General features: G+C 57.0%; 12 protein-coding genes. 6 read left to right on the top strand and 6 right to left on the bottom strand.

Features of this window, described 5'->3' with window-relative positions; translation table 11 throughout:
• Positions 1-2: 2 nt before the first annotated feature.
• Positions 3-782 carry a hypothetical protein gene (locus tag FOC84_RS10580; RefSeq protein WP_173144379.1) on the bottom strand — a complete coding sequence of 260 codons (780 nt, stop codon included), beginning with the start codon at positions 780-782 and terminating at the stop codon, positions 3-5.
• 10 nt (positions 783-792) lie between these two features.
• Positions 793-1,764 carry a SphA family protein gene (locus FOC84_RS10575; RefSeq protein WP_173144378.1) on the bottom strand — a complete coding sequence of 324 codons (972 nt, stop codon included), beginning with the start codon at positions 1,762-1,764 and terminating at the stop codon, positions 793-795.
• 357 nt (positions 1,765-2,121) lie between these two features.
• On the opposite strand from FOC84_RS10575, the gene FOC84_RS10570 reads away from it, so the two are divergent.
• On the top strand, positions 2,122-2,349 hold the full coding sequence (locus FOC84_RS10570; RefSeq protein WP_173144377.1) for a hypothetical protein: 228 nt from the start codon (positions 2,122-2,124) through the stop codon (positions 2,347-2,349).
• Between the two features lie 35 nt (positions 2,350-2,384).
• On the opposite strand, the gene FOC84_RS10565 is transcribed toward FOC84_RS10570, so the two are convergent.
• The 3 genes from FOC84_RS10565 to FOC84_RS10555 form a co-directional block, all read right to left on the bottom strand.
• Positions 2,385-2,636: an OsmC family protein gene (locus tag FOC84_RS10565; protein ID WP_254241949.1), complete on the bottom strand. Its 252-nt coding sequence runs from the start codon at positions 2,634-2,636 to the stop codon at positions 2,385-2,387.
• Positions 2,637-2,734: 98 nt separating this feature from the next.
• A complete protein-coding gene (locus FOC84_RS10560) occupies positions 2,735-3,349 on the bottom strand; it encodes a LysE/ArgO family amino acid transporter (protein ID WP_173150064.1) in 615 nt (204 codons plus the stop codon).
• A gap of 228 nt (positions 3,350-3,577) precedes the next feature.
• Positions 3,578-4,042 (bottom strand): Lrp/AsnC family transcriptional regulator, encoded by a 465-nt coding sequence (locus FOC84_RS10555; protein WP_173150062.1) that lies wholly within the window; start codon positions 4,040-4,042, stop codon positions 3,578-3,580.
• 250 nt (positions 4,043-4,292) lie between these two features.
• On the opposite strand from FOC84_RS10555, the gene FOC84_RS10550 reads away from it, so the two are divergent.
• The 3 genes from FOC84_RS10550 to ggt all read left to right on the top strand — a co-directional run bounded on the left by FOC84_RS10550 (position 4,293) and on the right by ggt (position 8,652).
• Positions 4,293-5,450 (top strand): diaminopropionate ammonia-lyase, encoded by a 1,158-nt coding sequence (locus FOC84_RS10550; protein WP_254241948.1) that lies wholly within the window; start codon positions 4,293-4,295, stop codon positions 5,448-5,450.
• 295 nt (positions 5,451-5,745) lie between these two features.
• Complete coding sequence (locus FOC84_RS10545) at positions 5,746-7,044, top strand: hypothetical protein (protein WP_254241947.1); 1,299 nt, start codon at positions 5,746-5,748, stop codon at positions 7,042-7,044.
• A 21-nt stretch (positions 7,045-7,065) separates the two neighbouring features.
• Positions 7,066-8,652 (top strand): gamma-glutamyltransferase, encoded by a 1,587-nt coding sequence (gene ggt / locus FOC84_RS10540; RefSeq protein WP_173144375.1) that lies wholly within the window; start codon positions 7,066-7,068, stop codon positions 8,650-8,652.
• Positions 8,653-9,319: 667 nt separating this feature from the next.
• Here the strand turns inward: ggt and FOC84_RS10535 are convergent.
• Positions 9,320-10,852, bottom strand: a complete 1,533-nt coding sequence (locus tag FOC84_RS10535; protein ID WP_173144374.1) for a DUF1254 domain-containing protein — start codon at positions 10,850-10,852, stop codon at positions 9,320-9,322.
• Positions 10,853-11,120: 268 nt separating this feature from the next.
• Here FOC84_RS10535 and FOC84_RS10530 point away from each other — a divergent pair, with 268 nt between their 5' ends.
• Positions 11,121-11,327, top strand: a complete 207-nt coding sequence (locus tag FOC84_RS10530) for a hypothetical protein (RefSeq protein ID WP_173144373.1) — start codon at positions 11,121-11,123, stop codon at positions 11,325-11,327.
• A 60-nt stretch (positions 11,328-11,387) separates the two neighbouring features.
• Complete coding sequence (locus tag FOC84_RS10525) at positions 11,388-12,881, top strand: DUF1254 domain-containing protein (RefSeq protein WP_173144372.1); 1,494 nt, start codon at positions 11,388-11,390, stop codon at positions 12,879-12,881.
• Positions 12,882-13,428 lie beyond the last annotated feature (547 nt).

The raw sequence follows: 13,428 nt of genomic DNA, 5'->3' as shown, positions 1-13,428 counted from the left end.
CCTCATTTTCCGAAGGTGATATTTACTCCAGCGAAAATCGTGAATTGAGGTAGCCCTTCCCCTTTGTGCGCCACCGTCCACTGAGGCTCGACGAACGCATTGAAAATATTTGTGCCTGAGCGCCAGGCTTTGCCTGCGCCAAGCCCCACCGGGATGTAGTAGTTGTTCTTCTGCAGGTCAAAGGTCCAGGTGCCGGTCGAACGCAGATACCAGCCTTGCGGCATATTTCGGATGATGAATGGCTGCAAAGTGGCGGTATGCACCGTGTCGCGTTGGCTTTGCCCTGCAAAGGAATGCTGCCACTGCACCAACCCACCGAGCAGGCCTTCCTTGCTGGAATGTACGGCCACCGCGGCAAGTCCGCCGGACCATTTTCCAGCACCCAGCTCACGACTGGTTGCGGTGGGTACGGTTAGCAACGGTCCGACGCCAATGTCGACCGTACCCTGCTGCAGCAGCAGAATGTCAAAAACACTGACGTCGCCAAGACCAGTCTTGTAGCCCCCGTCGGCCTCGGGGCGGGTGCTGATTGGAGCCGTGAAGCGCAGGATCTGCGGCACGCCTATCAAATCGCCGGGGGCAATCGGAATCGTGGGTCGGACGAGAAAGTCATTGGTATGCGCGTTTGTACCGAAGAGCTTGGGCGTGTAGTAATTCTGAAAGTTGAGGGATGGCGCCAAGTTGAGCGGATTGTTGCTCTTGTTGGCATCGTCTGCTGATTGTGCGTACACGCCTTGACCGGCCGTGCAAAGCACCGCCACGGCCGTGAGTCTCTTAATCATTGTCATACCCTCAGAAGATCAGTGTGGCGCTTGCCATCAAAGTGGAGCTGCTATCGAGCCGGCGCTGGCTGCTGAGAGTAGGAACCCAACGCAGTCCCAGGGATAACGAGCGGCTGTCTGCCAGCTTGCGGTCATAAGTCACGATGGGTCCAACCGCCCAATCGTTACCCTTGAAGCCGTTTAGACGGTCGGCGGTGGGGCCCTTGTCGGAGCCCAGCTGCTGTTGAGTGCCGACGACAAGGCCTGCTGCGACGCCATTCTTGAACATTTTCCGGCCCATGACATCAAGGCCAAAGATTGGCGCATTGCGATAGTCCGTAGCGGTGTTGCGCGTGTAGACCTGGAGGCTAGCTACCGCATCAATCTGGAACTCAGATTCTGGAAAAATTCCGGTGTATGCGGCTTGTGGAACAAACGTCCAATTGTTCAGACTGGGATTGGCCAGCGAGTTTTGGTCGTATTTGCCCGTGGGAGCCCAGATGTTTAAGCTCAACGCCATATGCTGGGTCTGGGAGAAGTGATAGCCAGCAATGACCGGGGTCATATAGATATCGAACAGATTGGAGGCGGTGTCGCTGTTGCTGCCGCTACGTCCACGAGACCCTGTTAAGGTGGCGTCGACCTTAGTCCAGATATAGGGCAGCGTGATGCTGGACGCGAAATTCCAGCGTCCGGCGCCCGTATCCCAAACCTTCATCAATGTGGCCAATGTGAAGGCCACTTGGCCGTCCAAGCCCAGGGTTGTATTGCCACCAACAGGAACCTCGCGGCTTCCGCGGATCTTGCCGTCTAGATATATCTGACTCAAATTGACGGCCGTTATTGGCGTGGGCGAGACTATGCCGATGTTGGGTTGAACAGTCGTGCCTGTGATCTGACGGCCCAATGCACCTTCTGTGGCGCTGGCAAGTGGCGGGGAGATTAGCGCCACGGCCAATACAAATGCACTGCTCTTTCGCAAACTCTTCAGGCGCAAAAACATTACTTGTTCCAATAAGAAAAGCATGAAATTAATGCCACGCACATTAGACTAACGATGTGGTGTTTAGCGCGGGTACGGCCACCGGAACGTCGGTGTCAAAACGGCAGAGACAAGTCTGCCAAGAGGCGGGGAGTGTTCGTCCATGAATATGGACCACGGACGATGTTATCCAACACAGTTTGACTGAATTTGACTCGGCTGACTAGTGAGCTAACAAACTCAAAACCAACAAGCCTGAAACGAATAGAGCCTAGTAATGGAATGGACCAAGGCTTCCAACCAAATTTAGCGGAGCTCCAGATTTTGAAGGAGTGAAGTTTCAACGGTCACCGGACTCGACTCGAAAGCAATCCCTCCATGAGTACCGCAGTAGATATTGCTATCGCCATCGGCACTACGTTTGCCGCCGCGTTGCACGAGGCCGGCCGCCCGCACCTGTTGTGCGACCGTCTGGCCCGTGACCAGCTGACTCTGGAGGATGGCCATCGCCACTTAGCCGTTCCGGGACTCCTGCAGATCAATCGGGACCAGATCGATCGCCAGATGGACCTCGTTTTCCTCGTGGTCAAGGTGGCGCAGTCCTAGACGGCAGAGGTTTTAGGCTAGCGTTCTCAAGGTTTCTACGGCCGCTTCTGGCCGCTAGCGGACCAAGCCTCTGTGGGGCGCGTTGTCGGAGACGGAATCTGTTGCGCGTATGCGATGCGAAGTTCGCATCGAATCGGAAAATTCACCGAATTGGCGATGAAGCAGAAATGGTGCGCGCGATCATGTAGTTCGGCAGCCAGCGCTGCGTCGTCACCACCGCGGATGATGACCTCGGGGCGCAGGTTGACGAGGGTGAATGCACCACCGCGCTGGGAATCCTCGGCCATGACTCCCTCTGCTTCCTCACGGTAGCCCAGGTGGAGCGCAGCGGCCGAACTGGCTCGTCAATCTGAGCGCCCTTGGCCGAAGCGCATTCGACCTACACCTAAGAGATCGCGGAAAGTAATAGAAGTGCGCTTAGTGAGAGCATAAGCGCTGCTATAAACAAATCCAAAATTTTCCAAGATATTGGTCGACTGAACACGGGCTGTAACAAGCGAGCCCCAAAGCCAAGCAAGGAAAACCAAGTGACACTGCCCACGCTGGCCCCTAAAGCGAATATCCATTTTCCCATCCCCGCATAACCCGTTGAAATTGTTCCCATCAGCACGATGGTGTCGAGGTACACATGTGGGTTCAAAAACGTGAAGGCTAGGGCGGTAAGCAATGCATGCCGCCAGCTCCGCTCTTCGAAGCTCGATGTGGCTAGAGTGCTCTTTGCTGACCAGGCGCGTCTGGCGGCCAGAACTCCGTAGCACGCAAGGAAGGCGGCGCCGCCAAATCGCAGGCCCTGCATTATAAGGGGGCTCTGTTGGACGAGGTGGCCAGCACCCGCGACACCGGCAAGGATCATTGCCCCGTCACTGATAGCACACGTGGCGACGACAAGCCCAACATGCTGTTTCTGAAGGCCTTGCCTCAGTACAAATGCGTTCTGAGGTCCGATGGCCAATATGAGGCCGACCGAAGTAGCAAATCCGAATATAAACGCGGAGTACATTACTGATAATTGGAGTGCTGCGAACGCGTCATGATGGCACATTCGGCGGTTTCGCCGCATGTTCGCCGTTCCCCTGCCAGTAGTAGCCCGACTCTAAAGATCAGCTCGCCGGCACGCGAAGGGATGCTCCGACACGGCGAAAATGGAATTGGCAACGACTGGTCTTCTGGGTCAAAACCGTGGTCGCCGCTTGTGGTAACCGGTCCTATCGGATGTGCCGTCCACCGACTACAGCGGTACGTTCATTCCCACCTTGATACGGTCCATGACCACCAAAGTTTTGAATGCCCGGACGTTGTTGTTGCCGTGGAAAAGCTGGCGCGTCAATTCCACGTACTGATCCATATCTTGCACAAGAAAAACCAGCACGAAGTCGCAATCTCCGGTGACGTAATAGCACTGCTGGATCTCTCGGCAGGCCATGAAACCTTGGCGCATTTCGTCCAACAGGTCGGCGCGCTCGCTTTCAGCCTTGACCTCGACCAAGATGGTCAGCCCGTAGCCCAGGGCCTTGGGGTTGATGCAGGCCGTATATCGCTCGATCACGCCATCGGCAGCAAGTTGCTTTAGCCTCCGATTCACCGCAGCGGTGGATAGGTTTGTACGGTTACCCAGCTCGCTCTGTGGGCAACGTGAATCCTTCTGTATCTCCGCAAGTAGCAGGCGGTCGTAGCGGTCGAGCTTGGCAGTCATGTCGATGCCGTCAAAGAAGTAGCTAATTTCGAGAAAATATTCCGAATTTATAGTCCATTTCAAGAGAAAAAACGCGTGCTGTCGAAATATTATTTCGTTTTCGACGAAATTTTCTGGAATCGACATGCTTGCTTCGACACTCGCGCCACATGGTCACACCGGGATCTCCGATCAACGAGGGGAAACTCCTACTCTGTTTGCCAACCCTCGAGCCCAGCGCGGGCCTTATCCGTCCGAGCTGCGCTCGATCATGAACATCGAACGCGCCAATGAAAGCCGTCGCTGGCTCAGCGCTTGGTCCGGTATTGCGCCGGAGCCCACGCCGCTGTATGACCTGCCTGGCCTTGCGCAGCAACTGGACGTGGCGCGCTTCAGCGTTAAGGACGAATCCGTTCGTTCTCCGCTCGGTAGCTTCAAGGCACTGGGTGCGCCCATTGCTTTGATACGCCAGGTCCTTCGGATCCATCCCGATCTCGACCCCGCTTCGATTCTGGCGGGGCGCTATGCACAATTGTTGAAGGACTACACCGTTATCAGCGCGACTGATGGCAACCATGGCCGCGGCTTGGCGGCGGCGGCTCTGGACGCGGGTTGCCGCTGCGTGATCGTGCTGCATGCCAATGTCAGCGTGGAGCGTGAACATGCTATCGCAGTCTATGGTGCGGAGATCGTGCGTATCAACGGCAACTACGACGAATCGGTGGAAAAAGCGGCCCGCTTGGCGGTTGAAAATGGATGGCAGGTTGTGTCCGATACCTCGTATGACGGATATGAGGACATACCCCGGGACGTGATGCAGGGGTATGGCACCATCGCCGCGGAGCTGGTGGAGCAGACGGGAACTCGTTCAAACGAGGCCGGGGACTTCACACATGTCTTCCTGCAAGGTGGAGTCGGCGGTATGGCAGCGGGACTGGTGAGTTATCTGTGGGAGCATCAAGGCGAAAACCGTCCGCATTTCATCGTGGTCGAACCGATGCAGGCTGATTGTCTGCTGCAGAGTGCAATTCAGGGAAATGCAGCAAGGGCCACCGGATCTGTCGACTCGGTGATGGCCGGACTTGCTTGTGGAGAGGCCTCGCCGCTCGCGTGGAAATTTCTTCAATCCAGTGTCGACCACTTCATGACCATTGAAGACTCGGGAGCCGTTGGGGCGATGCAAGTACTCGCCAAAGGAAGCGATCGGGACATTCCCATCGTTGCAGGCGAATCCAGTACAGCGGGCCTTGCCGCGTTGCAGTTATTGCGCGCTGATGTCCAGCTCTCAGCCCAAGTGCGGCTCGATGCCAACTCGCGCGTGCTTATCATCAACACAGAAGGCGCAACCGCACCACTGGTTTACGAGGAACTTGTCGGGCTCTCCGCTCAAGCCGTGGCGGCAAGGCAAGCCGCATGGCCGGCGGCCTGAAAGACTCTTCCTGATCAACATATGACGCGGCTCGACGCCTACGCAGTACGTCCGCATGAGTGGCGTACTAACCGCCGCCGTTGAGCCGCGTGACGCTATCCACTTCTGAATAACGACCGTCCAACGCAGGCGGCGGGCGTTGCTGCGCCCACAGATTGAACTACCAAGAAAGCTAACGGAGACAAACCATGCTGCGATTCACGTTTCCGCCATCACCTGGCGGACACAATTACCCCGTTCTTAATGACTGGCGGATCGCTGGTCGCAAGGTCGGGAGAAAATTCGAGGGGTTGCAATGAAGGCGCATTCCGTCGCGGGCAACATTAGTCTAACGGCCACGGGGTGGAGCAGGCACGACACCTTGTGGGTGTTAGGAATCTATGGGACGGCGGTGAGTGGGGGAACGCTATTTCTGCCGGTCAGCCTTGGACTCTCGGGTTTTTGGCCGATGGTTATTTTGTCCCTAGTAGCGTTTCCGATTACGTTCATTCCTTATCTTGGCCTGGCCAAGTACGTGTTGGCCGGCTCTACGGAAGGGGGCAGAGACGGGAACATTCTGGACACCACGAACGAGTATCTTGGCTCGAAGTGGGGGAAAGTCCTGATCGGGTTGTATTTCGCGACAGTCTTTCCTTCGATGACGATCTACACCATTACGCTTACTAACACCATTATTGACTTCGTCCGGACGCAACTGACCCTCGGCGACCTGTCGCGCTGGATCGTCGCTCCGATTGCCGTGTGCTTCTTGATGTTGTTGGTGCGGCACGGGACCACCACAATCGTCAAGATCATGGGAAGCATTGTCTTCCCATTCATCGTTGCCATTGTCGTCTTCGGACTTTTGTCCATTCCTCATTGGAATTCGGCCATGTTGTCGACGGCTGTTGATTTCGGAGGAACGGAGGCGATAGCGATTGACGTTTGGAAGGGGATACCCATGTTGGTATTCGCCTTCAGCTTTACGTCAATAACCTCCAGCTTTGTTGTGGCTCAAAAGCGCCATTATGGACGTCAGGCCGCTCGAAAGGTGACTCAAATCATGGCTGTTGCCGTCACGCTGATAGTGGCGACAGTTCTATTTTTTTCGTGGAGCACCATTTTTGCTCTGTCTCCCCAAGAGCTGGCCGAGGCAAAAGCGTCCAATTTGACCGTCGTGTCATTTCTCGCGCGGAAATTTGATACGCCGGCGATGGCAATTGCTTCCCAGGCGATCGTGTTCGCAGCTGTAATCAAGTCCTTTCTTGCTCACTATCTTGCAACGCAAGAGAGCGCGAAGAGCTTTGGGCGAATTGTCCTGCGGTTGCCCGAGCACTTTTTAAACGGCCGCGCATTTCCGAGAGTCCTGGCGTTGTTCATCTTCGTTGTCACGACTGCGTTTGCGATCGCAAATTTTGATGTGCTTAACCTGATCAAGGTTGCGCTGGTCCCGGTGAGCGTCTTCGTTGTGTATTTCCTGCCTGTCTACGCATTCCGGAATGTGCCGGCTTTACAGCAATACAAAGGCCGTTTGACCAACGTAGTCATTGTCGCGATCGGCAGTGTATGCCTCATCAGTGGCTTTCTCGCCATTGCTGACAGGTTCGGCCATTAAGTCTACATAAGGGGACTTGCTATGCGTAAATTTGAATTTCCGGGTCGCCCCGTCTCAGTGGGCTCGCGAGGGATGGTGGCCACCTCGAATCCCGCCGCCGCGCTGGCTGGCCTGGATATCCTCCGCTCGGGCGGCAACGCGGTGGATGCGGCTATAGCTGTTGCCGCCATGCTCGCCGTGGTCGAGCCTACCCAAACGGGTATTGGCGGAGACTGCTTTGTGCTGATCAAGAAGCGTGGCCAGCCAGTTATCGCTCTCAATGGAGCCGGTTGGGCTCCTCGGCGTACCAGCGCGGAACATTTGCGGGACTCGGGCCTGGAGAATATCTCGGCGGATAACGTCCACGCAGTCACAGTCCCGGGCGCCGTGCGTGCCTGGGAACTCTTGCTGAAAGACCACGGCACCAGGTCATTCGAAGAGTTGTTCTGTCCCGCTATCGCGTCGGCGGAGCAGGGTTATCTGGTTACGGAGCGTTTGGCACGCGATTGGGCGCGCAGTGCCGAAAAAGTTTCCGGAACGTCTGAGGTCAAGGAGATATTCCTGGCACAGGGGCGACCGCCCACCGTAGGTGACCGGCGATTCAACGCGAAGCTGGGCAAGGCATTGCGCGCCATCGCAGAGAACGGCGCCGACGCATTCTACGAAGGCTGGATCGCAGAAGACATCGTGGCGTCGCTTAGGCAACATGGTGGAGTCATGGAGTTGGAAGATCTGGCTGAGTACAACGCGGAGTACGTGCAGCCCATTTCCACGGAGTATCGTGGCTATCGCCTTTGGGAGTGCCCACCAAGTGGGCAGGGGATTGTCGCCTTGCAGATCGCATCCATGCTCAACCGCTTCGACCTTTCTGCATATGGGCCGTTGAGCGTCGAACGCTTTCATTTGCAGGCCGAAGTTTCGCGGATTGCTTATGCCGAACGCGACGCCTTCCTGTGCGACCCGAATCATCATCCGCTCAGTGTTGACCAGTGGTTGTCAGCGACGCGCATCGAGCAGCATGTGGGACGGATCAGTCAAGACCGGCGTATCGAAGACGTACAGTCTTTCATCATGCCAGAGCACAAAGATACAGTTTTCATCTCCGTGGCGGATACTGACGGGACTGTCGTCGCATTCATCAATTCACTATTCGATGACTTTGGCAGTGGTCTGATGGCATGCAAATCGGGTGTGCTTTTGCATAACCGAGGCTGTGGCTTTAGCTTGCAGGCCGGACACCCCAACGAAATCGCCGGGCGTAAACGCCCCATGCACACCATCATTCCGGCGATGCTGACCAAGGAGAGCGAAGCGGTGATGTCCTTCGGAGTTACCGGCGGACACTACCAGCCAGCGGGGCAAATGCAGGTACTCGCTAATATCGTTGATTATGGTATGTCGGTTCAGGAGGCCATCGAGCATCCGCGCATGTTGGCTCGTGGGGATTCGTTTGAGATGGAAAGTACGGTGCCGGAATCGATCTGGGCCGCGCTACGCGAGAAGGGACATTTTCCCACCGTCTCGCCCAATCCGCTGGGTACGTGCCACGCGATATGGGTTGACCATAGCCGTGGCGTCTTCCTTGGCGGCTCCGATGGACGGCGTGACGGCTTGGCCATTGGGTTCTAGGCAGGCTACGTATTCCTTCGAATCGATCTGAACATGTAGGCCGAATCATCCGAACGGGCGGCGATTCGCTGGGCTGACAACGGCGTGAGCTTCAGTTGCTGCAACAGACCGGCTACGCTTTCGTATCCTCCGCAAAGCTCCCGGGCTAACTAAGCGTTGCGAGGGCGACATGGTACTTCCCGTTCGAAGATTGACTTGCAGGTATTTCTACTTTGGGTCCGTCGTTTCTGGCGTGGCCCGGTACAGCCTCCAATACGAGAGCTCGGTCCGATGCTCGTCCGCTTCTGGCCGAATGCAGTCGATTGGCGTTCATGGCTAACTAGCGATAATGGTATGTTTTCACTAATTGATACCTCATTGGGCCCCGAAATTTTGGGGCCCACTTTTGTCACTATCTGCGCTTTCGACTGTGCATTCAACCGGTCGTTGCAACACACTAGTGAAAACGATAAATAAAGTCGGTTGGGGTGGAACAAAGTCATTCGCAACGAGAACGTCGAGCTTTGTTGCCCAGTTTTTACCAAAGCCCCTGCAACGTCGCACATTCTTGAGGGGATCACTTTCGCGGCCTTCTTCTCGTCGTGCGCCCATGCTGGGCGCACCAGAATAACGACGGCCCGTTCGCGGACCGCCGTTGAGTTCCTGACCAGCTTCCTGTCGGCGTCGATCAGGGCTGCAGCTCAATCTCGCCCGGCCGCCACGTCTTGTTGAACCACGGATCCAGCGGACCATAAAGGCGCAGGAGCATGAACCAGCCCTTGCCCGGAATCGTCTGCACCCAGTTGTTCTCCATTCCCGCCGGGGCCTTCGGTCCGAAGTAGACATCCACCGAGCCGTCCGCATTGGTCTTAACGCCCTTACTCTGGCTGCTGACGCTCGGGGCCTTTTGGTCGGTTTGCACCATCGAGCGGGTCTGGTTGTCGTAGACGATGATCGACCAGAAATCCTTGACCGGGACATTGGGCGGCAGGCGCAGCTTGTAGTTCTTGCCGCCATCCAACGGGTTGCCCTTCGCATCCTGGACCGACCAGGGATACTGCGACCCTCGGCCCACCATCTTCTCCTCCATCGCCGGCGTTACGGCGATGGCAAAGTAGTAGTAGAAGACGGCACCATCCAGGTTGCTGACTCCGGGCGCAGACTCGAACTTGTAGCCGCCCAGGAACGGCAGGCGCCACCCACTGTCCGGATAGAAATACGCATCCTTCGGGCGAATCTTGAAGGCGATGGTGCGTGCCGTCACCGCGCCGATGTTGGCGGCATCGGTAAGGATCATCTTCATCCGCTCATCGGGAGCAAAGGGCTTGCCCTTGACGATGCCAATCGAGGCGAACAGGCCCAGGGTGGTGGGATCGGAACCCTCCGCCGGCTCTTCCTGGATGACCTGGTTCAGCAAGGTCCAGAACGAATAATCACCCGGTGCGACGAAGTTCGCTGGGAGGCCGGAGGCATTGACGAACTTCATTTTGGACGGGCTCGCGGCTTCGGCCAAGGGATAAAGGCGCAGGTTCTTCTTGGCCGATTCGACCGCAGGTTGGGTGGCGCCGTCTACGAGAAAAGAGCGAAAGACGAGGTAGCTGCCGAAGGTGCTCGGCCGCAAGACGTGATACCCGGCTGGAATATCGCCGTTGAATCCGGGCGGTAACAGGAGGTACTTGCCGCCCTCGCCCTTGTCGGCTCCGGTAATGCCGATGTCGCCCACCCACTTGTACCAGAAGTCGTCGACCACTCCGAGCACCTTAGGCGGAATCTCGGCCACCACAGGACCCTTCCTCGTATCGATCCACATGAAGTTGTAGATCGTATTGTCGTTGCCAGTCAACGCGACGGTCTTCGAATCCATCAGATTTTCCCAGATCACATTCGTCTGGTTGTCGGGTCCGAACGTGCGCAGCGACTCGCGCATGCCGGCCTGGTTGACAATCGGGATCGCCAGCAAATAGGCCTGGAGCGCCCGGGAACGATCCAGGTTGTCGTAGATCTTGTCGACAGTTTCGGTCGACGGATAGCCGTAATCGAGGTTCAGGGTTCCGATCGACGAATCGATCTTATTCGGCACGGCGACGCCCGGCGCGATAGGTGTCGTCATCTTGAAGGGCTGTGCGGTAGCAACGTTCTTGCTGGCGCCGCCTGCCGTCAAAGCGACCATGGCAGTGGCGATCGCGGCCCATTTCACGAGTGAATGAGATTCAGTATTCATGATTGACCTTGTTATTTGAAAATCATGATCGCTGCGCCGTTGCAGCGACTCGCGCTATGATGACCGCGGTCCCAATGGGTTGGCAACTGTCCGAAAGGGCAATGCCGATGCATCTTTAGTTTGGGTGCTACCTCCTGGTTCGGTCAGCTCGCATTTGTTGCTTTTTGGCGCATGGGTGTTTGCGCTTATGTCAGCATCGCCTCGTACCCGTCATCATCGCTCCAATCCAACTCACTGACGGGATGCCCGATTTCACGGAGGATGCGCAATGCAATTCCGTTTCATGCGGCACAGCTTGCACGTCGCAATTTTCACGGCGGCGCTCTCACCCATGGCGGTACAAGCGCAGGAAAGAAACTGGGAGCTTGCAAAGGCTGCTCGGAAACTGCGCGTGAACCTGCAGGCATCGGCCTACTACAACGTCGAGCGGCCAGATAACCCCCCCGTTGGTCATTGCGTCTCCAAGTGCAGTTGATGTTTCCCATGTAACGGAGCAAGCCTTCCGTTTCATCCCGCTCAAGCACAAAGGAAGCCCATGTACATACCAACGTCCCAACACGAACCACCCCGCCTCTGGCAAGGCGTCGCGATCATCGCCATCACGCTTGCGCTGGCAAGCGGCTGCGCAAAAAAAGGCGACCCGGTTTCGCAGGCGGCCCAAGTGGACAAGGCCGCAGGCATCGCTGCACCTAGCATCGCCGAAACGAAAGCCATTGCCGAGGAAGCCTTCATCTACGGCCTGCCCATCGTGATGAATTACGCAGTGATGTACGAGTTCGCGGTGGACTCGAAGTCCAGCCAGTTCAAGGCACCCTTCAATAAGATAAACAACCAGCACCACGTCGCCACCTATCAGGATACGGCGATCGTCACGCCCAACAGCGACACGCCCTACTCCTTTGTTTGGCTGGACCTGCGCGCGGAGCCGATGGTGATCTCGGTGCCTGCCGTGGAGAAGCGGCGCTACTACGCAGTTCAACTGATAGACAGCAACACGTACAACTACGGCTACATCGGCACTCGCGCCACCGGCAACGCGCCGGGCAACTACATGGTCGTGGGACCGGACTGGAAGGGCGAGAAGCCCGCGAATATCAAGAAGGTATTCACCTCGACAACCCCGTTTTCGCTCGCGCTTATCCGCACCCAGCTCTTCAACCCCAAGGACATCAAGAACGTCGAAAACGTGCAGGCAGGCTACAAGGCCCAGCCGCTTTCCGCATTTCTGAAGCAACCAGCGCCGCCGGCCGCGCCGCCCCTCAAGCTCCTGCCGGCCACCACTGCCGGGATCAAGCAGAACTACTTCGAGTATCTGGATGCTGCGCTTCAGTACGTTCCCATGACACCGGAAGACAGGGAGCTTCGGGCCAGGCTCGCGCGCATCGGCATTGGCCCGGGCAAGACTTTCGAGTTCAAGGATCTTTCACTCGAACACAAGGCTGCCGTCCTGCTAGCCATGAAGGAAGGCGAAGAGAAGATAGAAAAATTCGTGGCCACCGGGGTGAAGAATGTCAATGGCTGGAACATCGGTTCGTTCTTTGGCGATCGTACCTACTACAAGGGCGACTGGCTGAAGCGCGCTGCCGGCGCCAAGTCCGGCGTCTACGGAAACGATGACGTCGAAGCCATGTATCCCATCACCCGCGTGACGGCGACCGGCGAGATCATCGACACCAGCAAACACAAGTACACAATCACCTTCCCTGCCGGACAGCTTCCGCCTGTCAACGCGTTCTGGTCGGTGACCATGTACGACGGCAAGAGTCAGCTTCTGATCAAGAACCCCATCAACCGGTATCTCATCAATTCGCCGATGGTGCCGACGATGAAAAAGAATGCCGACGGCTCGCTCACGCTCTACATCCAGAAGGATTCGCCCGGCAAGGCGCTCGAAGCCAACTGGCTGCCTGCGCCGAATGACACCGTCTACCTCGTGATGCGCTTGTATTGGCCCAAGGAGTCGCCGCCTTCAATCCTGCCGGCTGGCGCAGGAACGTGGAAACCACCTGGGGTTGTGGCGTTGAAATAGGCCCCTTTGATCGGGCCGTCCGTGCGTCGCGAGGACCTAGAGATTTCGCACCCAGATCGCGAGCCGCAGTCTTTTAAGCACGGCGCTGGCACTCACCGCGGTTCACAGGCACGCCGACGAGGGCGGTGCGTGCTTCTGGTTTTCGGGACCGACCATGGCCCCTGCACATCGTGCTTAACTGATAGCGCGCGGGGCTGACGATCACCGTCCGGGGCACGTCTGTCTGCGAAATGTGCGTGCCCCGGCGGACGCTCTAGGCACGGCGCGAAGCCGGGGGAGGGCAGCGGTTCTGCAACGCTGCGGCACGGTGACTGACTTCCAATCATGGCCTAATTTCCGGTGAAGCCCTGGAGGTGGGCTGCTTACTTCCGGGGCTTGTTCCTTCGCCTGCAGGCTCGCTCTTGCTTGGACTCGGGAGCATCCTGCCAAAAACTGCGACCGACTTTATTTCTCTCTTTCACTAGAGACTGCGAAAGCAGAGGGAAGAGGTATGCGATGAGGCCGCTGCCGCCACGGGAAATCGGGTTGAGGAGATACTGAATCAAAG

Source organism: Achromobacter pestifer (assembly GCF_013267355.1).
GTDB lineage: Bacteria > Pseudomonadota > Gammaproteobacteria > Burkholderiales > Burkholderiaceae_B > Achromobacter > Achromobacter pestifer_A.
Note: the sequence above shows the minus strand (reverse complement) of the source record. Positions and strands in the feature narration are given on the sequence as shown.

What these genes read in the sequence shown, in the direction of transcription:
- FOC84_RS10565 (WP_254241949.1), bottom strand. Translation starts at nt 2,636, where the DNA reads ATGGCCGAGGATTCCCAGCGCGGTGGTGCATTCACCCTCGTCAACCTG.
- FOC84_RS10545 (WP_254241947.1), top strand. Translation starts at nt 5,746, where the DNA reads ATGAAGGCGCATTCCGTCGCGGGCAACATTAGTCTAACGGCCACGGGG.
- FOC84_RS10530 (WP_173144373.1), top strand. Translation starts at nt 11,121, where the DNA reads ATGCAATTCCGTTTCATGCGGCACAGCTTGCACGTCGCAATTTTCACG.
- FOC84_RS10555 (WP_173150062.1), bottom strand. Translation starts at nt 4,042, where the DNA reads ATGACTGCCAAGCTCGACCGCTACGACCGCCTGCTACTTGCGGAGATA.
- FOC84_RS10535 (WP_173144374.1), bottom strand. Translation starts at nt 10,852, where the DNA reads ATGAATACTGAATCTCATTCACTCGTGAAATGGGCCGCGATCGCCACT.
- FOC84_RS10580 (WP_173144379.1), bottom strand. Translation starts at nt 782, where the DNA reads ATGATTAAGAGACTCACGGCCGTGGCGGTGCTTTGCACGGCCGGTCAA.
- FOC84_RS10570 (WP_173144377.1), top strand. Translation starts at nt 2,122, where the DNA reads ATGAGTACCGCAGTAGATATTGCTATCGCCATCGGCACTACGTTTGCC.
- FOC84_RS10560 (WP_173150064.1), bottom strand. Translation starts at nt 3,349, where the DNA reads ATGTACTCCGCGTTTATATTCGGATTTGCTACTTCGGTCGGCCTCATA.
- ggt (WP_173144375.1), top strand. Translation starts at nt 7,066, where the DNA reads ATGCGTAAATTTGAATTTCCGGGTCGCCCCGTCTCAGTGGGCTCGCGA.
- FOC84_RS10525 (WP_173144372.1), top strand. Translation starts at nt 11,388, where the DNA reads ATGTACATACCAACGTCCCAACACGAACCACCCCGCCTCTGGCAAGGC.
- FOC84_RS10550 (WP_254241948.1), top strand. Translation starts at nt 4,293, where the DNA reads ATGAACATCGAACGCGCCAATGAAAGCCGTCGCTGGCTCAGCGCTTGG.
- FOC84_RS10575 (WP_173144378.1), bottom strand. Translation starts at nt 1,764, where the DNA reads ATGTTTTTGCGCCTGAAGAGTTTGCGAAAGAGCAGTGCATTTGTATTG.